At 64.4% G+C, this 19248-nt stretch carries 19 protein-coding genes; 4 read left to right on the plus strand and 15 right to left on the minus strand.

What is annotated here, in order from left to right; all coding sequences use genetic code 11:
• Positions 1-15: 15 nt before the first annotated feature.
• Complete coding sequence (locus ACFSUD_RS05620) at positions 16-1599, plus strand: Ppx/GppA family phosphatase (protein WP_386372280.1); 1584 nt, start codon at positions 16-18, stop codon at positions 1597-1599.
• A 9-nt stretch (positions 1600-1608) separates the two neighbouring features.
• Here ACFSUD_RS05620 and ACFSUD_RS05625 read toward each other — a convergent pair whose 3' ends face one another.
• The 6 genes from ACFSUD_RS05625 to ACFSUD_RS05650 are packed head-to-tail and all read right to left on the minus strand — an operon-like array spanning position 1609 to position 7354.
• Positions 1609-2010, minus strand: a complete 402-nt coding sequence (locus ACFSUD_RS05625) for a hypothetical protein (RefSeq protein ID WP_386372589.1) — start codon at positions 2008-2010, stop codon at positions 1609-1611.
• Positions 2011-2030: 20 nt separating this feature from the next.
• A complete protein-coding gene (locus ACFSUD_RS05630; RefSeq protein ID WP_386372282.1) occupies positions 2031-3068 on the minus strand; it encodes an endonuclease/exonuclease/phosphatase family protein in 1038 nt (345 codons plus the stop codon).
• Positions 3068-3748 (minus strand): TerB family tellurite resistance protein, encoded by a 681-nt coding sequence (locus ACFSUD_RS05635; RefSeq protein ID WP_386372284.1) that lies wholly within the window; start codon positions 3746-3748, stop codon positions 3068-3070. Before ACFSUD_RS05635 ends, ACFSUD_RS05630 begins: the two co-directional genes overlap by 1 nt.
• 31 nt (positions 3749-3779) lie before the next feature.
• Positions 3780-4274 carry a GNAT family N-acetyltransferase gene (locus tag ACFSUD_RS05640; protein ID WP_386372285.1) on the minus strand — a complete coding sequence of 165 codons (495 nt, stop codon included), beginning with the start codon at positions 4272-4274 and terminating at the stop codon, positions 3780-3782.
• Positions 4275-4320: 46 nt separating this feature from the next.
• Positions 4321-6450, minus strand: coding sequence for a methylmalonyl-CoA mutase (scpA, locus tag ACFSUD_RS05645; protein ID WP_386372287.1), 2130 nt, complete (start codon positions 6448-6450; stop codon positions 4321-4323).
• On the minus strand, positions 6413-7354 hold the full coding sequence (locus tag ACFSUD_RS05650) for a hypothetical protein (RefSeq protein ID WP_386372289.1): 942 nt from the start codon (positions 7352-7354) through the stop codon (positions 6413-6415). The genes scpA and ACFSUD_RS05650 overlap by 38 nt, the downstream gene beginning before the upstream one ends.
• Positions 7355-7522: 168 nt before the next feature.
• Between ACFSUD_RS05650 and ACFSUD_RS05655 the strand changes: the two genes are divergently transcribed.
• The gene (locus tag ACFSUD_RS05655; protein WP_386372290.1) at positions 7523-7984 is read left to right on the plus strand and encodes a DUF4174 domain-containing protein; all 462 of its coding nucleotides are present in this window, start codon (positions 7523-7525) and stop codon (positions 7982-7984) included.
• 70 nt (positions 7985-8054) lie between these two features.
• Here ACFSUD_RS05655 and ACFSUD_RS05660 read toward each other — a convergent pair whose 3' ends face one another.
• The 7 genes from ACFSUD_RS05660 to ACFSUD_RS05690 all read right to left on the minus strand — a co-directional run bounded on the left by ACFSUD_RS05660 (position 8055) and on the right by ACFSUD_RS05690 (position 13909).
• Positions 8055-10100 carry an acetyl-CoA carboxylase biotin carboxylase subunit gene (locus tag ACFSUD_RS05660; protein ID WP_386372292.1) on the minus strand — a complete coding sequence of 682 codons (2046 nt, stop codon included), beginning with the start codon at positions 10098-10100 and terminating at the stop codon, positions 8055-8057.
• 177 nt (positions 10101-10277) lie between these two features.
• Positions 10278-10484: a hypothetical protein gene (locus ACFSUD_RS05665; RefSeq protein ID WP_386372294.1), complete on the minus strand. Its 207-nt coding sequence runs from the start codon at positions 10482-10484 to the stop codon at positions 10278-10280.
• Positions 10485-10806: 322 nt separating this feature from the next.
• The gene (locus tag ACFSUD_RS05670; RefSeq protein WP_386372296.1) at positions 10807-11154 is read right to left on the minus strand and encodes a hypothetical protein; all 348 of its coding nucleotides are present in this window, start codon (positions 11152-11154) and stop codon (positions 10807-10809) included.
• A 66-nt stretch (positions 11155-11220) separates the two neighbouring features.
• The gene (locus ACFSUD_RS05675; RefSeq protein ID WP_386372298.1) at positions 11221-11361 is read right to left on the minus strand and encodes a hypothetical protein; all 141 of its coding nucleotides are present in this window, start codon (positions 11359-11361) and stop codon (positions 11221-11223) included.
• A 214-nt stretch (positions 11362-11575) separates the two neighbouring features.
• Positions 11576-11965 (minus strand): DUF6497 family protein, encoded by a 390-nt coding sequence (locus ACFSUD_RS05680; protein ID WP_386372300.1) that lies wholly within the window; start codon positions 11963-11965, stop codon positions 11576-11578.
• Positions 11966-11990: 25 nt separating this feature from the next.
• A complete protein-coding gene (locus ACFSUD_RS05685) occupies positions 11991-12254 on the minus strand; it encodes a DUF7218 family protein (protein ID WP_386372302.1) in 264 nt (87 codons plus the stop codon).
• A 122-nt stretch (positions 12255-12376) separates the two neighbouring features.
• Entirely contained in the window at positions 12377-13909 is a 1533-nt protein-coding gene (locus tag ACFSUD_RS05690) for an acyl-CoA carboxylase subunit beta (protein WP_386372304.1), read from the minus strand.
• A 180-nt stretch (positions 13910-14089) separates the two neighbouring features.
• Between ACFSUD_RS05690 and ACFSUD_RS05695 the strand changes: the two genes are divergently transcribed.
• Positions 14090-15304 (plus strand): multidrug effflux MFS transporter, encoded by a 1215-nt coding sequence (locus ACFSUD_RS05695; protein WP_386372306.1) that lies wholly within the window; start codon positions 14090-14092, stop codon positions 15302-15304.
• 77 nt (positions 15305-15381) lie between these two features.
• Positions 15382-16782 carry a helix-turn-helix domain-containing protein gene (locus ACFSUD_RS05700; protein WP_386372308.1) on the plus strand — a complete coding sequence of 467 codons (1401 nt, stop codon included), beginning with the start codon at positions 15382-15384 and terminating at the stop codon, positions 16780-16782.
• Between the two features lie 25 nt (positions 16783-16807).
• Here the strand turns inward: ACFSUD_RS05700 and ACFSUD_RS05705 are convergent, their stop codons facing one another.
• Entirely contained in the window at positions 16808-17464 is a 657-nt protein-coding gene (locus ACFSUD_RS05705; protein ID WP_386372310.1) for a thermonuclease family protein, read from the minus strand.
• Between the two features lie 92 nt (positions 17465-17556).
• The gene (betA, locus tag ACFSUD_RS05710; protein WP_386372591.1) at positions 17557-19215 is read right to left on the minus strand and encodes a choline dehydrogenase; all 1659 of its coding nucleotides are present in this window, start codon (positions 19213-19215) and stop codon (positions 17557-17559) included.
• Positions 19216-19248 lie beyond the last annotated feature (33 nt).

Genomic DNA, 19248 nt, shown 5'->3' on the forward strand with positions numbered 1-19248 from the left:
CCCGCAGGAGTATGCATGGCAGACCAGACCGAAACCGCCCGTGTCCCTGAAACCGGGGTGGCCGATCTGGGTCTATTCGGCAAACCGCTGTTCCAGGACCCGTCGGCCCGCGGGCTGGCAAAGGTCGGGGTCGTCGATGTCGGATCGAACTCCGTACGCCTCGTGGTCTTCGACGGCGCGGCGCGGTCCCCCGCCTATTTCTATAACGAGAAGATCATGTGCGCTCTTGGCGCGGGCATGGCCGAGACCGGTCATCTTTCACCCGAGGGGCGCGTCCGGGCGCTCTCGGCAATGCGGCGCTTTCGCAAGCTGGCCGATGGCATGGGGCTTTCCGAACTCACCGTCGTCGCGACCGCGGCGGTGCGCGATGCCAGCGACGGGCGCGATTTCTGCGAGGAAGTGCGCCGCGAGACGGGACTGCGGATCTGGGTCATCGACGGCGAGGAGGAAGCCCGGCTTTCGGCGCAGGGCGTGCTGCTGGGCTGGCCCGGCGCCTACGGGCTGATCTGCGACATCGGCGGTTCCTCGATGGAACTGGCGGAAATCTCCGGCGGCCGGGTCGGACGGCGGGTGACGTCGCAACTCGGACCGCTGAAACTGCGTGACATCAAGGGCGGCGCCAAGGCGCGTCAGGCCCATATCAAGGAGGTCATCGCCGGGCTGCAGGAAAAGATGGGCAGCCAGCGCGACCGGCTGTTCCTCGTCGGCGGCTCCTGGCGGGCGATCGCGCGGATCGACATGTACCGGCGCGGCTATCCGCTGCATGTTCTGCACGAATACCGCATGACCGTGCGTTCGGTCAGCGCCACGGTCAAATTCATCCAGCAAAGCGATCTCGGCAAGCTGCGCAGCGCCTGCGGGGTTTCCTCCAGCCGGATGGCATTGGTGCCCTATGCGGCCGAGGTACTGAGCCGGTTGGTGCAGAGCTTCAAGCCCAAGGATATCGCGATCTCAAGCTACGGGATCCGCGAGGGCATGCTCTATGAACAGATGCCGCAGCGTCTGCGCGACCGCGATCCGCTGATCGAGGCCTGCCGCTTTGCCGAGGCCAAGGATGCGCGGATGCCGGGCTTTGGCAAGGTGCTCTACGATTTCATCCTCCCGCTCTACAAAAGCGCTCCGGCCCCGCGCAAACGGCTGGTGAAGGCCGCCTGCCTGCTGCATGACGTGAGCTGGCGCGCGCATCCCGACTATCGGGCCGAGACCTGTTTTGACAATGCCACCCGCGCCAACCTCGGCGGGCTGAAACATTCCGAGCGGATCTACCTCGGCCTCGCCCTGCTGCACCGCTATTCCAACAAGCGCGAGAACACTCGTTTTGCCGATCTTTACGAAATGGTCGACGAGAACACCCGGCTCGAGGCGGAGATCCTCGGCAAGGCAATGCGCTTTGGCGCGATGCTGTGGATGAACAAGGAGGAAGACCGCGGCGAACTGCGCTGGTTCCCCAAGAAGAAGGTGCTGGAACTGCGGCTGACGGCGGACATGATGCCGCTCTTCGGCGAGGTTGCGCAGTCGCGGCTCAATTCGCTCGCTTCGTCGCTCGGGGCCGAGGTGACCGTGAGCGTGGCCAAGACCACTGCCAAGCCCGAGACCTGAGCCTGTGCCCTAGAGCTCGATCTGCGGGTTCGGCTCGGTCGGCTTTTCGGGGGGTTCGAGCGGATGGTCTGGCTTTCGGCGAATGATGATGTCACCATTAGGCAGCATCTCGGGCGCCTGATAGGCGTTCCAATCCTCGACCTCGTCCACCAGTTCCTTCAGCTTCGGCCCCATCTCACGCGCGAAATTCCGCAGCCCGGGGCGCATCTGGTCGGCGAGGTCCGACAGATCCTCGAACGCCGGTTCCATCTGCCGCATGATGCCTTCCATGAACATCTGCGCGCCGCGTTCCATCAGCGAAAAACTCTCTTCATCCTGCGGATCCGGGGCAGGCTCCGGCTCGATACTCTGAGCAAAGGCAGGCACGGCAAGGGCGCAGGAGAAGGCGAGGATCAAGGCGGTGCGTTTCATGTCTTTCAAGATAGACACTTTCACGGCGCTTTCCAGTCCTCGAAATCGAGCGTGACCGGGAAATGGTCGGAGGCGGTGACCAAAGCGTCGCGCAATTCCGGGTCTTTCCAGCAGGACGGATCATCGAGCGGATGCCAGATCCGCCAGCGCGGATTGCGCTGGCGAAAGGCGTCGCTGACCATGATGTAATCCAGCAGCGCCTGAAGATAGCGCTGTTCCGGACGGATCCAGAACCGGGAGGTGGTGGGCATCGCGCCGAGCCTGCGCGACAGCGCCTGTTTCGCATGCGGATCGAACAGCGCCCGCGGCCCCTCATGGCCGAGCACGATCTCCACCGAAGACCGCCCGAACAGGTCTTCGAATTCATCGAGACCGGGCCCGTCATTGAGATCCCCGAGCACGATCAGTGGCTCGCCCTCGTCGAGATGCTCCTCGATCCGGCCGCGCAGCCAGATCGCCTGGGCCAGCTGCTTGCGCCGGTTTGCAATGCCGAAACGCAGCACCTCGGCCGCGTTGCGCGCGCCATGCGGGGCCTTCGATTTCAGATGCGCGCCGATCATCCGGAAGGTGAAACCGCCGGCGGTCTTCACCGCCAGTTCCAGCGGCGGCTTGGAGAAGACCACGTGATCCTCACGCGCATCGATGTCGAGATCGATCCGCAGCACCCCGTCAAAGCGCGGTGCGCCCGTCGCGCCCTCCGGCCCGCTCCATTTCCCGCGCGGATCATGGCGCGCGTCGAGCCGGTCGGGATCGTAAAGCAACGCGATCTCCTGCTGGGTGTCATTGGCAAATCCCATCACCGCCTCGCGGGCCCGCAGCCCGGCATGGGCGGCAAAATGCTCCAGCGCCGCCACGGTACGGTGCTTGCTGCCCTGATCCGGCGCTTCGATGATCATCACCGCATCGGCATCGAGCGCCCGAAACACCCGCACCAGCGCCGCGGTCTGGCGCGCGCGGGTCACATCGTGGCGCGACGACCATTCCTCATCGTTGTAAAGCCTGTTGTCCCCGTCAAAGAGGCTCGAGAACCACTCTACATTGTAGGTGGCGATGCGCATCAGCCATACCGCGCCGACAGGGTTGCCCAGGCGCGGTTGATGTCGATCATCCGCTTTTCGGCCATCAGCACCGCCTCTTCCGGCAGGCCCCGGGCCACCAGCGCATCCGGATGATTGGCCCGTACCAGACGCCGCCAGGCGGCGCGCGCCTCCTCGCGGCTGGCATTGGGCGCGATGCCGAGCACCGTATGGGGCAAGGGCGAGGTATCGGGCACGAAGCGCGCCTTGAGGGCTGCGAAATCCTCCTCCGCAATCTCGAAAATGGCCGCTACCTGTTCCAGGAAGGCATCCTCGTTGGGGTGATACTTGCCATCCGCCATGGCGATATGGAATAGCCCCTCAAGCAGATCGCGCAGCGCATCGGGATTGTCGCGGAACATCCGCGCGATGCGCCTGGCATATTCCTCGAAACCGGCGACATCCTGGCGTGCCAGGTTGAATACCCGCGCCGCCCCTTCGCGGTCTTCCTCGGCGATCTGGAAAACCTCGCGGAAGGCCATGACCTCGTCGCGCGTGACCAGCCCGTCGGCCTTGGCCATCTTGGCACCGAGGGCAATCACCGCGATGGTGAAGGCGACGGAGCGTTCCGGCGGGCTGCGCAGCCGGTCAAAGACGGCAGCGAGTCCCTCGCCGGAGGCAAGGGCCGAGAGGGCTTCGGTGATGCGGTTCCAGATCGACATGGGCCGACCTTACCGGGGCGGCGAGGGGAAGTCAGGACGCCGCGAGGATTTTCTGCATCAAAATCAGGTCAAGCCATTGGTTTGCCTTGAAACCGACCTGCGGCATATGGCCCACCTTCCGAAAGCCGAGCCGTTCATGGAAGGTGACCGCCGCGGGATTGGCGCTGCTGATACCGGCGACCATGACATGATGTCCCGCCGCCTCCGCTGCCGTGACCGCCGCCCGCATCAGCGCGAGGCCAATGCCGCGGCCCCGCGCTGCCTCGTCGAGCAGGATCGTATGCTCGATTGTATGGGCATAGCCCGGCCCGGCGCGGAACTGCGCGAAGGTGACGAATCCGTCGAGCCTCCCCTCCTCGGCCACGAAGAAGGCGCCGGGGCGCTGCGCGATCAGCTCGCCAACCTCCGCCACCGTCTTCTCACGGCTGTTGAAGGTCGCCAGCGTGTCGCGGATCATCCGGTTCCACAGCTCCGCCACCGCCTCCGCATCTGCCGCGGCGGCGGCGCGCACCGGCGCGGCGCTCAAAAGCCGCCCCGCGCCCCCCGCGCCCCGGTCGGGCCGCAGCCCCGTCTCACCCGCGCGCCGCGCGGATCAGCTTCAGGATATCCTGCGCCGCCGACGGGATATTGGTGCCGGGTCCGAAGATCGCCTTGACCCCCGCATCCTGCAGGAACTTGTAATCCTGCTGCGGGATCACGCCGCCGCAGATCACCAGGATATCCTCGGCCCCGGCCTCCTTCAGCGCCTTGACGAGCTGCGGCGCGAGCGTCTTGTGCCCTGCTGCCTGGCTCGAGATGCCGATGACATGGACGTCATTGTCGACCGCATCCTGTGCCGCCTCCGCCGGGGTCTGGAACAGCGGACCGACATCGACGTCAAACCCGATATCGGCAAAGGCGGTCGCGATCACCTTGGCGCCGCGGTCATGGCCGTCCTGCCCCATCTTGACCACCAGCATCCGCGGGCGACGCCCCTCCTCCTCGGCGAATTGCTCGACCGCCTTCTGGATCTCGGAGAACCCCTGATCCCCCTCATAGGCAGCACCGTAGACACCGGCGAGGGTCTTCACCTCGGCGCGATGGCGGCCGAACTCGTCTTCCATAGCCATGCTGATCTCTCCCACAGAGGCCCTTACCCGGGCTGCTTCCACCGCGGCTTCCAGCAGGTTGCCGCCCTCGCGCGCGACGCGCGTCACCTCGGCCAACGCTGCCCGGCAGGCATCCTCGTCGCGCGCGGCGCGGATCTTCTCGAGCCGCTTGATCTGGCTGTCGCGCACCGCGACATTGTCGACATCGAGAATGTCGATCGGGTCTTCCTTGTCCTTGCGGTACTTGTTGACGCCGACGACCACCTCGGTGCCGCGGTCGATATTGGCCTGCCGCCGCGCCGCCGCTTCCTCGATCCTCAGCTTGGGCATGCCCGAGGCCACCGCCTTCGTCATTCCGCCGAGTTCCTCGACCTCCTCGATCAGCTTCCAGGCCGCCTCGGCAAGGTCATGGGTCAGCTTCTCGACGTAATAGGACCCGGCCAGCGGATCGACCACATTAATCACGCCGGTCTCTTCCTGCAGGATCAACTGCGTATTGCGCGCGATGCGGGCGGAGAAATCGGTGGGCAGCGCGATCGCCTCATCAAGCGCATTGGTATGCAGCGACTGGGTACCGCCCAGCACCGCGCTCATCGCCTCGTAAGCCGTGCGGATCACGTTGTTATAGGGGTCCTGCTCCTGCAGGCTGACGCCCGAGGTCTGGCAATGGGTGCGCAGCATCGAGGATTTCGGATTCTTCGGCTCGAACTCCTCCATCACCCGCGACCACAGCAACCGCGCCGCGCGCAGCTTCGCGGCTTCCATGAAGAAATTCATCCCAATGGCGAAGAAGAAGCTCAACCGTCCGGCAAATTTGTCCACATCCATGCCGCGCGCGATGGCGGTGCGTACATATTCGCGCCCGTCAGCGATGGTAAAGGCCAGCTCCTGCACCAGGTTCGCACCCGCTTCCTGCATGTGATAGCCGGAGATCGAGATCGAGTTGAATTTCGGCATCTGCTCGGAGGTGTATTCGATGATATCCGCTACGATCCGCATCGAGGCTTCGGGCGGATAGATATAGGTGTTGCGGACCATGAATTCCTTCAGGATGTCGTTCTGGATCGTGCCCGACAGCACCGACTTGTCATGGCCCTGTTCCTCTCCGGCGACGATGAAGCTCGCCAGCACCGGGATCACCGCGCCGTTCATGGTCATCGAGACCGAAACCTTGTCGAGCGGGATGCCGTCGAACAGGATCTTCATGTCCTCGACGGAATCAATCGCCACCCCGGCCTTGCCGACATCGCCCTCAACCCGCGGATGGTCGCTGTCATAGCCGCGATGGGTGGCCAGATCGAAGGCCACCGAAACGCCCTGCTGCCCGGCGGCGAGGCCCCGGCGGTAGAACGCGTTGGACTCCTCCGCCGTCGAGAAACCGGCATATTGGCGAATCGTCCAGGGCCGCCCGGCATACATTGTCGCCTTGACGCCGCGGGTATAGGGCGCCTGTCCGGGGATGCTGTCAAGATGAGCGAGCCCTTCGAGATCCTCCGCCGTGTAGAGCGGCTGCACCGGGATCCCCTCCAGCGTCTGCCAGGTCAGATCCTCCAGCTTGCGATTGCGCAGCTCGCCCTCAGCCAGATTGCGCCAGGTTTCCTTGTCCGCTGTCATGTCCTTGTCCTCTCGGGTTGTCTTCCGTTGACCGGCTCGGGCCGGTTCTGTCGCGGAAGGGGTCCTCTGTCAGTGTTGCCAGACCATCGGCCCCGGCGCTGAGCCAGAACAGATCGTCGGCGTGGTTCTCACGCAGGGCGGCGCGCTGCGCCGCGGTGAAGGGGTGCCAGCGTCCCGCGCCCGGGGGCAGGCTTGCCGGGTCCTCGCCGCGCCGCTCCAGCGCTGCCCGCAGGCGCGGCAAATCAGGCGCGCGGTTGAGCCAGCGGGCATTGTGGTCATCCGGCGCGGTGACGGGCGCGCAGAGCTCAAGCAGGGCGCCGGGCCGGGCCGCGACACGTTCGAAAGGCACCACTTCGATTGCCGCGTCGGGCATTGCGCAGGCCAGATCGGTGATCACATCGCGCCAACCACGCCGGTCCACCGCGATCTCGGCGAGGATCTCGGCATCGGGCAGCGGATGGCCGCGTGCCACCGCATAGGCACAGGCCGAGGCCCACCATTGCTCCTGATCGCGGATCACCAGCACCACCCGGTCGATCTGCCCGTTGAATGCGGCGGATACCCGCGCCATCCGCTCACCGATCGCCGGATAGAGGCTGCGGCGGCGCAGGCAATGCCGCGTGCTGCCGATCACGTTCTCGTCGCTGACCAGCAGATCGCCCAACCCCGCCGCGCGGGCCTGGCGCAGCTGCATCTGCACCCGTGCCTCGGCGCGGCGGCGCAGGTTGCTTCCGCGCGCCGCCGCCGGGCCGGGGAACAGCCCGGCAAAGAGCGATATCCGGGTGCGCCGCGGTCCCCAGAAACCCACCGAGCCCGAGGAAAGCGCCGCAACATTCTGGCGCAGATATTGCTGAAACGTGGTGCTGGCGCAGCGATGCGCCCCGATATGCAGGGTAATATTCATGTGCGCGGTGACCAACCTACTGTCCAAGGCCGCCCCGTTCGGCCATGATGCGGGGAACCGGTCGATCATGACCATGAACCCGTTGCAGCGAACTTAATGTCGCAACTGACGCCCCGACGCTTCGCAATCGCGCCGACAGTGACTATATCTTGGCAAAGAGGAGACGCAATGAAACGCCTCATACCGTTTGTAATCATTGGACTTATTGCCGCTGGCGCCGGGGCGGAGACCATTGCCGCGCAGGATGAGCCGCCGATCTTCCAGCCCGCCAATGAAGTGGATTTGAATGTACTGCTGTGGAAAAAGCGCCCGGTCGTGGTCTTTGCCGACAGCGATTTCGACCCCGCTTTCATCGAGCAGATGGAACTGCTCGAACAGCACCAGGACGAGCTCAGGATCCGCGACGTCATCGTGCTGACCGACACCGACCCGCAGGCCCGCGGCGCCATGCGGCTGAAACTGCGGCCACGCGGCTTCATGCTGGCGATCCTCGGCAAGGACGGCCGTGTAAAGCTGCGCAAGCCCTTCCCCTGGGACGTGCGCGAGATCAGCCGCAGCATCGACAAGATGCCCGAACGGCGCCGCGAGATCCGGGAACGCAAGGAGATCCAGGGCAACATCATCCAGTGATCCCGCCCGAAGGCGGGAGCACCGGGACCGGTCGTCCCGACAGGATATGCCGCCCCCTGCCGCATCGGCCCTATTCAAACTCCATGATCACATCATCTACCGCCAGGCTGTCGCCCGCGTCGGCGTTGATCTTCGAGACGACGCCCTTCTTCTCGGCGCGCAGGATGTTTTCCATCTTCATCGCCTCGATCGTACAGAGCGCCTGCCCCTCCTGAATCTCATCGCCGACCTCGACATCGAGTTTCACCACCAGACCAGGCATCGGGCAGAGCAGCATCTTGGAGGTATCGGGTGCCTGTTTCACCGGCATGAGCCGGGCCAGTTCGGCCTGGCGCGGGGTGCGGACATGGACCTTGAGGTCGGCGCCGCGGGTGCGCACGCGGAACCCGCCGGAGATCTTGCCGACCTTCAGGATCAACGGCGCCTGCGCCACCGTCATCGTCGCGAGCTGATCCCCCGGGGTCCAGTCACCGCTGACCCGCAGGCTGGCGCCACCATCGAAGGTCACCGTGGAACCGGCAGTGTCGGCCTCGATCCGCACGTCGAAGGAATGACCCTGCAGCGTCACGTTCCAGTCGCTGCCGACCTTGCGCTCGTGATTGTCCATGCGCCCCGAAACCTTGGCGCGGCGGATCTCGGCGACACGGTGCATGGCGGCAGTGGCGGCGGCGATGCGGCGCAGCTCCTTCTCGGGCAGCTCCACGCCGTCAAAGCCCTCGGGATATTCCTCGGCGATGAAGGCGGTGGTCATCTCGCCGGAGATAAACTTCGGATGATCCATCACCGCCGAAAGGAACGGCAGGTTGTGCCCGATCCCCTCCACCTCGAAACTGTCGAGCGCCACACGCATCCGCTCGATCGCCTCGGCGCGGGTCGGCGCCCAGGTGCAGAGCTTGGCGATCATCGGGTCGTAATACATCGAGATCTCACCGCCTTCATAGACGCCGGTATCGTTGCGCACCGCCATCCCGCCTTCCGGCGCGTCGCCCTGCCACTTGCCATTGTCGAGCAGCGGCCCGGCGGCGATTTCCTGCGGCGGGCGGTAGCGGGTCAGCCGACCGATGGAGGGCAGGAATCCGCGATAGGGGTCTTCGGCATAGAGCCGGTTCTCGATCGCCCAGCCGTTGAGCGTGACATCCTCCTGACGGATGCTCAGTTCCTCTCCGGCGGCGACCCGGATCATCTGCTCGACAAGATCGACGCCGGTGATTAGCTCGGTGACCGGATGTTCGACCTGCAGACGGGTGTTCATCTCGAGGAAGTAAAAATTGCGCTCCCCATCGACGATGAACTCGACCGTGCCGGCGCTGGTGTAGCCCACCGCCTGGGCCAGCGCCACGGCCTGTTCGCCCATGGCGCGCCGGGTTTCCTCGTCAAGGAACGGGCTCGGCGCTTCCTCCACGACCTTCTGGTTGCGCCGCTGTATCGAACATTCGCGCTCGCCCAGATAGATGCCGTTGCCATGCGCGTCGCAGAGCACCTGTATCTCGATGTGGCGCGGCTGGGTGACGAATTTCTCGATGAAGATCCGGTCATCGCCGAAGCTGTTGGCGGCCTCGTTCTTGGACGACTGGAACCCCTCTCGCGCCTCCTCGTCGTTCCAGGCGATGCGCATGCCCTTGCCGCCGCCGCCGGCAGAAGCCTTGAGCATTACCGGATAGCCGATCTCGTTGGAAATCCGGACCGCCTCGTCGGCATTCTCGATAAGTCCCATATATCCGGGCACCGTGGAGACCCCGGCCTCCTTGGCGATCTTCTTGGAGGTGATCTTGTCGCCCATCTTTTCGATGGCTCCGACCGGCGGCCCGACGAAGACGACCCCCGCCGCGGCCAGCGCTTCGGCGAACTTGCTGTTCTCGGACAGGAAGCCATAGCCGGGATGCACCGCTTCGGCGCCGCTCTGGCGCACCGCCTCCATCACCTTGTCGATGACGATATAGGATTGGTTGGCCGGGGACGGGCCGATATGGATCGCCTCATCCGCCATCTGGACATGCAGCGCCTGGGTATCGGCGTCGGAATGAACAGCCACGGAGGCGATGCCCATTTTGCGTGCGGTCTTGATAACCCGGCAGGCGATTTCGCCCCGGTTGGCGATCAGGATCTTGTTGAACATGCTCTGTCCTTCTGGCTCGTAATTGATGACTCGGGAAAACCCCGCCGCAGGCCGGGCTGCGCGGGGTGAGTAAGATGATGAAGCTGGGAGGTCGAACACAGGAAAACCGCGCAGGCCGGGGCCGCGCGGTCGCTGTCGTTTCCGTGTCGTTCTATCTGTCTTAGAAGGCTCTCTGCCTTAGTTGCAGCGGCCCGGATAGAGCTGGCAATAGGCGACGTTACCGGCTGCGCCGATAGCCGCACCCTGCGCGAGGCTGCCGCTGGTGATTGCCGCGGCACCGGCACCGACCGCCGCGCCGCCGAGCGCCTGCTCGCCGAGCGTGTCGCCACAGGCGGCAAGTCCGCCGCAGGCCACAAGGCCGAGTATGATGTTCTTGATGGACATGGTCCTGATCCTTCGTTTCCTGTCTTTGCAAGACCAACGCAGCAGAAGCCCATCGGGTTCCCGCTTGTCGGCTTGCGGTTTGATCTGAGGCCAACGTCCCGGCGCCCGGAAAAATTGGGCAGCAGAGCCGGAAAAACGGCCTGCTGCCCATCAGGGGAAGGGGTATGGTCTTGATGCACAAGCGGAAAATCAAGGATATTGCCGCGAGCTGCAGCATCGAGCCTGCCGCAACGTGCGGCGTTGGCCAAGCGGCGATTCCCGGCATCGGAGAAATCGGCCAAGTGCTGCCTGTCAGGGCTGTGCATGGGCAACAACATGCCGATCACGGTTCGAAAGCGTCCGGAAAGGCGCGCCGCGCCGCGGTCTCGTCAATGACCAGAAGCGCTTCGTAATCCTCGGGGTCGAAAGGATCGGTGGCGGGCAGCACCTCGCGGCCGAACAGCCAGGACAGGCGACCGGCATCGAGATTGCCGCGTTCGAAGGGCTGATCGCCGAAGGCCTGCCAGAGCGCCTTCATGAAGCCGGTATCCGCGCGTCGGTCGGGCGGACGACGATCGGCGCGGCGCTCACGCCGGATCAGCGGGGTGACGCCCTTGGGATTGGGTCGGCGAATGGTGAATTGAAAGTCCGTTCCCGACAATCGACTGGGAAAACCGCGATGCTTCAGCATGTTATCCCCCGGACCAGAGGGGCGGCGGGGATCAGGACAGGCGCAGGCGCCTGCCCTGTTCCGACATTACTTGTACTTGCCGGTATAGGTCGGTTCGACCGAAATCGGCTCCGGCTCGACGACAACATATTCTTCTTGCTTCGGGGCGCAGGCGGATACGACTGCAACCAAACCGAATGCAGCCAGCATAGTGATGCTCTTCGACATCTAGGTCTCCTGTCTAGGTTTATGGGGCATGGCACTGCGAATTGCCTCACCTGCCCCGATTCTGAGGTAAGAAATACGTGGGTATTCCTCGCGGCCATGATAAGCGATCTAGAAGGCAATTCATACGGGGCCAGTGCCAATCGCTGAGCCTGTGACGCCAAAGCATCATCCGCCGCAGAACGCGGCTCGGTGGCCGCAAGATATTGTAGCGCCATCACAGGCCCTCCCAGATACAGTTGCCACCGGACGGCCTGTAAGCTTCGAAAAATCGAGTGATTTCCGCGTCGGCCACGCCGAAAGCGCTCGGTCGGTCGGCCAGCGACAGGACCATCCGGGCGGCCGTGAGATCATGTTCGGCAAGATAGGGCAGCGCGACGCTGGTACAGAGATGATCCAGGTCGGGCAAGGCCTGATCCGGGCCGAGCGCGCGGCTCTCCCGGGCGATGGCCGGAGCGACGAAGCGAAAGCGCAGCAACGTCTCGCCGCCCGCTTCCTCGACCAGCACTTCCTCGAGGCCGACATCCTGCCCCGACGGTACCTCATGGGCCGTGACCGGAGCGCCCAGAGCGCAGAGCAGGATCGGGAGAGGCGCCAGACACCTCATGTTCGCGCCCCGGCAGCTGCCCGGCTCAGTGGTTGCGCAGGGCCTTGATCAGGGCGTCCTTGTCCATGTCCGACCGCCCCTCGATGTCGAGTTCCTGGGCACGGTGGTAAAGATCTTCCTTGCTCCACTCCTCGTAAGGCGGGTTCTGCCCGCCCTTCTTCGAGGGCTGCTGATCGGGATTGGCCCGGGCATTGGCGATGCGCGCGGCCTTTTCCCTGGAGGCGCCATCCTTGCGCAGCGCCTCGTAGGTCTCGTCGTCCTTGATGCTCTTTCCGTGATCCTTGGTCATCGCGGTCTCCTTTAGCGGAAAACCCGATAGGCGCGGTCAATGTTCCGCCCACCGGGGGTTTCACACCCCCGGACCCCCGTGGAGTATTTCCGGCATAGAGAAGCGACATCATCCCCGTCCCGTTACAGCGGAATATTGTCGTGTTTCTTCCAGCGCGTCGTGACCTTCTTGTTGCGCAGGCTGGCGAAGGCGCGGGCGACGCGCTTGCGGGTACTGCGTGGCTGGATCACCTCATCGATGAAACCGCGCTCGGCGGCGACGAAGGGATTGGCGAAACGCGCCTCGTAATCGGCCGTATGCCCGGCAATCTTTTCCGCATCGCCAAGGTCGGCGCGATGGATGATCTCTGTCGCGCCCTTGGCCCCCATCACCGCGATCTCCGCCGTCGGCCAGGCATAGTTGAAATCCGAACGCAGATGTTTGGAAGCCATCACGTCATAGGCCCCGCCATAGGCCTTGCGGGTGATGACAGTGACCATCGGCACCGTGGCCTGACCATAGGCGAAGAGCAGTTTGGCGCCGTGTTTGATCACCCCGCCGAATTCCTGGCTGGTACCGGGCAGGAAGCCGGGCACGTCGACGAGGGTCAGGATCGGGATCTCGAATGCGTCGCAGAACCGCACGAACCGCGCCGCCTTACGCGAGCTGTCGATATCGAGACAGCCCGCAAGCACCATCGGCTGGTTCGCCACCACGCCGACGGTGCGCCCTTCGATGCGGATGAAGCCGGTGATGATATTCTTGGCGAAGTTCTCCTGAAGCTCGTAGAATTCCCCCTCATCGCCGAGCTTGAGGATCAGCTCCTTCATGTCATAGGGCGTATTGGCATTGGCCGGCACCAGCGTGTCGAGCGAGGGCTCGATACGGTTGGGATCGTCGAAGAACGGCCGGACCGGAGGTTTCTCGCCGTTGTTGGCGGGCAGCAGATCGACCAGGCGACGAACCTCGGCCAGCGCCTCGACATCGTTCTCGAACGCCGAATCGGCCACCGAGGATTTGCGCGTATGGGTGGAAGCGCCGCCGAGCTCCTCGGCGGTGACCACCTCGTTGGTCACGGTCTTGACCACGTCGGGGCCGGTAACGAACATGTAGGACGTGTCCTTCACCATAAAGATGAAATCGGTCATCGCCGGAGAATAGACCGCGCCCCCGGCGCAGGGCCCCATGATGACGCTGATCTGCGGGATCACCCCGGAGGCTTCGATATTGCGCTGGAAGACCTCGGCATAGCCCGCGAGGCTGGCGACACCTTCCTGGATCCGCGCACCGCCGGAATCGTTGATGCCGATCACCGGAGCCCCGTTCTGCACGGCCATGTCCATGATCTTGCAGATCTTCTGGGCGTGGGTTTCGGAAAGCGAGCCGCCGAAGACGGTGAAATCCTGACTGAAGACATAGACGAGACGGCCGTTGATCGTGCCCCAGCCGGTGACCACGCCGTCGCCGGCCGGCTTCTGCTGCTCCATGCCGAAATCGGTGCAGCGATGGGTGACGAACATGTCGAATTCTTCGAACGAACCCTCGTCGAGCAGAAGCTCGACCCGCTCGCGTGCGGTGAGCTTGCCGCGGTCATGCTGCGCCTCGATACGGCGCGCGCCGCCACCAAGCCGTGCTATTTCGCGGCGGTTCTCCAGTTCAGCCAGAATATCCTTCATCACGCCCCCTCTTGAAACGATACCGGTTGGTTTTCGGGCACCCTAGAGCAAAGCCCGGGGCAACCAAAGGTCAATTCCGCAAATTTGCAAATGCTATTCAAAGTGGTTCCAGCAAATTGCAAATTGGCAAAGAAACGGCGGATATGGACAAGTCCGGGGCTTGGGCGTAGGTCCGATATCATGAATAGCGCCCATGCCGTCCGCTTTCTGGACCGTTCCACCCCGCCTCATCTGACCACCCTGATCATGCTTGCAGGCATGTCGGCGATGGTGATGAACATCTTCCTGCCGAGCCTGCCGCAAATGGCGGATCATTTCGGCACGTCCTACGGGGTGATCCAGCTTTCCGTGCCGCTGTACCTGCTGTTCAGCGCCATCATCCAGCTCTTCGTCGGGCCGATCTCGGACAATCTGGGGCGCCGCAATGTCACCCTCTGGGGCATGGGGCTTTTCGTCGCCGCGACGCTCGGCTGTCTCTGGGCACCCAATGTCGAGATCTTTCTCGCCTTTCGCATGGCGCAGGCGGTGGTGGCCGTGGCATTGGTGCTGAGCAGGGCAGTGCTGCGCGATCTTTACTCCCAGGACGAAGCCGCCTCGATGCTCGGCTATGTGACGATGGGCATGGCGCTGGTGCCGATGATCTCTCCGGCGCTCGGCGGGGTGCTTGACGAGGCATTCGGCTGGCAGGCGAGTTTCTGGGCATTGTTGATCATGGGGCTGGCGGTGATGGTTCTGGTCTGGTTCGACCAGGGCGAGACGCTGCAATCCACCGGCAAGAGCATGACACAGCAATTCCGCGAATATCCCGAATTGCTCGGCTCGCCGCGGTTCTGGGGCTATTCGCTGGCCTCGGCCTTCTGTTCCGGCGCTTTCTTCGCCTATCTCGGCGGCGCACCCTTCGTGGGCAGCGATGTCTTCGGCATGTCGCCATTCTGGCTCGGCCTGGCCTTCGGTGCGCCTGCGATCGGCTATTTCCTCGGCAATTTCCTCACCGGCCGGTTCGCCACGCGTTTCGGGATCAACCGGATGGTGCTCTGGGGCTGCCTCGCCAATGCCTGCGGCGGCGCGGTGTCGCTGTTGATCTTCCTGGCCGGGCATGGTTCGGCGATCACCTTTTTCGGCATGGTAACATTGGTCGGGCTCGGCAACGGGCTTTGCATTCCCAATGCCACCGCCGGGATGCTCTCCGTGCGGCCGCATCTCGCGGGGACCGCCTCGGGGCTCGGCGGGGCGATCATGATCGGCGGCGGCTCGGCGCTGGCGGTGCTGACCGGATTGCTGCTCAGCGAGGAGACCGGGGCCTATCCGCTGCTTTGGATCATGCTGCTGACCGCGATCGCCGGGGTGGCCTCGATCATGGTGGTGATCCGCCGCGAGAAGGTGCTCGGCCTCTAGCCTCAGGGCGGCTTGCGGGCAGCGATTTGCAAAGCTAGGCTGCGCCTTGCTGCAAAGTTGCAAAGGACGCGGGACGCATGGCGACACAGAAACTCTACGCCGGAGCCAAGCTGCGCGAGACCCGGACCCGCGCCGGGCTGACCCAGAAGGATTTCGCCGCGCGCCTCGGCCTGTCCCTGCCCTATCTCAACCAGATGGAAAACAACAACCGGCCGGTGAGCACCAATGTCGTGCTGGCGCTGGCAGCCGAATTCGGGCTCGACGTGACGGAATTGTCCACCGGCGACGGCGAGCGGCTGGCCAGCGACCTGCGCGAGGTTCTGGCCGATCCGGTGTTTGACGGAGAAATGCCGCCGATGGCCGATATCCGGCTTGCAGCGTCCAACGCGCCGGGGCTGGCGCGCGCATTTTTGACTTTGCATCGACAATATCGGCAGACCCATGAGCGGCTGGCCTCGCTCGATGAGGCACTGGGACGCGAGGATGCGCGCGCCAGTCCGAGCCCCTGGGAGGAAGTGCGCGACTTTTTTCATTATTGCGACAATTACATCGACGCCGTGGACCGCGCCGCCGAACATTTCGCCAGCCGTTCCGGCCCGGATGCGTCCATCCGCGACGTCGCGGTGGCGGCTTTGGGCGAAGCGGGGATCAGCGTCAGTTTTGCCGACCGCGAAGCGCTGCGTCATTACGACGGAGCCGAGCGGCATCTTTGCCTGTCCTCGCGTTCCGCGCCGCAAACCCAGAGCTTCCAACTGCTTCTGCAGGTGGCGTTGAGCCGACAGAATGCCTTGCTCGAGGCGACGCTGGACCTGGCCCGGTTCCAGAGCCCGGCGGCGCGCGACATCGCCAAGATCGGCCTGGCCAATTATTTCGCCGGGGCCGCGCTGATGCCTTATGGCGCCTTCCTGCAGAAGGCGCGTGCCTGCCGCCATGACCTCGAAGTCCTGGCCAACCATTTCGGCGCCTCGATCGAGCAGGTGGCCCACCGCCTGTCGACCTTGCAGCGGCCCGGCGCCAAGGGCATCCCGTTCTTCTTCGTAAGGGTGGATCAGGCCGGCACGATCACCAAGCGGCACTCCGCGACGCGGTTGCAATTTGCACGGTTCGGCGGGGCCTGCCCGCTGTGGAACGTGCACCGCGCTTTCGAGACGCCGGGACATTTCCTGCGGCAATTGGCCGAAACGCCGGACGGGGTGCGCTACATCAGCCTGGCGCGCGACATCTCCAAACCGGCGGGGCATTTCGGCGCACCGGTACGGCGCTATGCAATCTCGCTCGGCTGCGAAGTGCGCCATGCCAGCGCATTGGTCTATGCCGACGGGCTCGATGTGACCCGCGACAATGCTTTCGAACCGATCGGCATCTCCTGCCGGATCTGCGAGCGGCGGGATTGCCATCAACGCTCCGTGCCGCCGCTGGAGCGGCGATTGGTGGTGGATCCGGACCGGCGCGGCGTGCTGCCCTATCGCGTCGAGTGACCGCTGTCGTATCTTCTTACACCAATCAGCGCCGCGCCGCGCGCCAGCCCGCCGTTTCCGCCTCCACTGCCGTGCAGAACCAGCGTTCACCCTTCGAGGTTTCGATACGGGTCCGGCCGTAGTCGCGCTGGTCCGGCCGGTGATAGATCCGGCTGCCCTTGCTGCTGATATTGCCCTTGATCCGGCAATCGCCGGGCGGTTCGCTGCCCTCGTCGCTGACAGTGGCCCGCTGCGCCGCGCGATAGGCGGCGGGCGTCTGCAGGGTGAATCCATGCAACCCGCGTCCCGCGACGAAAGCCGCCTTCTCATCGAGATCGTAATCCATCGCATATCTGCGATAGGCGAAGGCGAGCCCTTGCTGTACCAGCAGCCGGCCGACATCTTCCCCGGCCACGTAACATTTCGCCACGCTGCGACCGTATCGGTCGAGTTCGCGAAGATCGCAGCGCGCCTGCCGCCCCTCGAAACGGGCCCGCACCTCGCCGGTGACCCAATCGCCGCAGGCCAGAACCGTGCCGCCGCCGTCGCGGCAGGGCTGCCCGGCTTCCGGCGCGTCAATCCCGTGCAGGCGCAGCCGGGCCTTGCCGATCGCCAGCGTATCGCCGTCGATGACCCGGATCGCCCCATGAATAACGCCCTCCCGCGCTGACACCGGCACCGCTACGGCCGACAGCATCAACATCAGGGCAAATCGTGAACAAATTCTTAACATCCTGCCGATATGACAAGGGCCGTCGCCGGGTTCAACGGCAAATGTTAAGAGAGGTTACCGCCTCAGCGCTGCGCCACCTGCCAGTTCGGATGCATCCAGGGCACCTCGTTGGCCCGCGCCAGCGGTGCCTTCCCGAGCAGCAGGTCCGACACTTTCTCGCCCACCATGATCGAGGGCGCGTTGAGATTGCCGTTGGTGATGCGCGGGAAGATCGAACTGTCGGCCACGCGCAGCCCCTTAACCCCGATCACCCGCGCTTCGGGATCGACCACCGCGTGCCGGTCATCCGCCGCCCCCATCCGGCAGGTGCCGCAGGGGTGATAGGCGCTCTCGGCATGTTCGGCGATGAACGCGTCAAGCTGTTCGTCGGTCTGCAGCTCCGCGCCCGGCTGGATCTCGTGCTTGACGAAGGGTTTGAACGCCTCCTGCCCGAAGATCTCCCGCGTGAGGCGGATGCAGGTGCGGAAATCGTCCCAATCCTCGGGATGCGACATATAGTTGAAGCGGATCACCGGATCGGCGAGCGGATCGGCAGAACGCAGGCTGACATTGCCGCGTGACTTCGAGCGCATCGGGCCGGTATGGGCCTGGAATCCATGGCCCTCGGCCGCCGCCTGCCCGTCATAGCGTACCGCGATCGGCAGGAAATGGTATTGAATGTCGGGATAGGCCACACCGGGTTTGGAGCGGATGAAGGCGGCGCTCTCGAACTGGTTCGACGCGCCCATGCCGCGCTTGGTCAGCAGCCATTGCGCGCCGATCATCGCCTTGGAGAACAGGTTCCAGTGCTTGAACAGGGTGATCGGCTGGCTCGCCGCCATCTGGATATAGAGCTCCAGGTGATCCTGCAGGTTCTGACCGACGCCGGGACGGTCGGCAATGACCTCGATCCCGTGCTCGGCCAGATGTGCCCCCGGCCCGATGCCCGAGAGCATCAGCAGCTTCGGCGAATTGATCGACGAGGCGGTGAGCACCACCTCGCGACCGGCCCTGATCACCTCGACCCGCCCACCACGCGAGATCTCGACGCCGGTGGCGTGGCCCTCCTCGATCACCACGCGCCGCGCCAGGGCACGGATCACCCGCACCTTGCCGCTGCGCTGCGCCGGGCGCAGATAGGCATTGGCCGCCGACCAGCGCCGCCCGTTCCAGACGGTCTGCTCCATCGGACCGAAGCCCTCCTGCTTCTCGCCGTTGTAATCGTCGGTGAGCTCGTACCCGGCCTGGCGGCCGGCCTGCACGAAAGCGTCGAACAGCGGGTTCTGGCGCGGCCCGCGGCTGACATGCAGCGGCCCGTCCTTGCCGCGCCAGGCGGCATCGCCGCCATGGCCGTTGTGATGCCAGGTCTCCATGCGTTTGAAATAGGGCAGCACATCGGCATAGGACCAGCCGCGCGCGCCGCTCTCTTCCCAATGTTCGTAATCCATCGCATGGCCACGCACATAGACCATGCCGTTGATGCTCGACGAACCGCCGATCACCTTGCCGCGCGGACAGGCCAGCCGCCGCCCGCCGAGATGCGGCTCGGGTTCGGAGCGATAGCCCCAGTCATAGCGCTTCATGTTCATCGGATAGGACAATGCCGCGGGCATCTGGATGAACGGGCCCATGTCACTGCCGCCATGTTCGATCACCAGCACCGTTTTCCCGGCCTCGGCCAGACGATAGGCCATGGCGCAGCCCGCGCTCCCGGCCCCAACGATCACGAATTCCGCTTCCATCTCACTCACTTCCAATCGTGATTCCGTGGCCGG

Source organism: Sulfitobacter aestuarii, from assembly GCF_042685005.1.
Taxonomy (GTDB): Bacteria; Pseudomonadota; Alphaproteobacteria; order Rhodobacterales; family Rhodobacteraceae; genus Sulfitobacter; species Sulfitobacter aestuarii.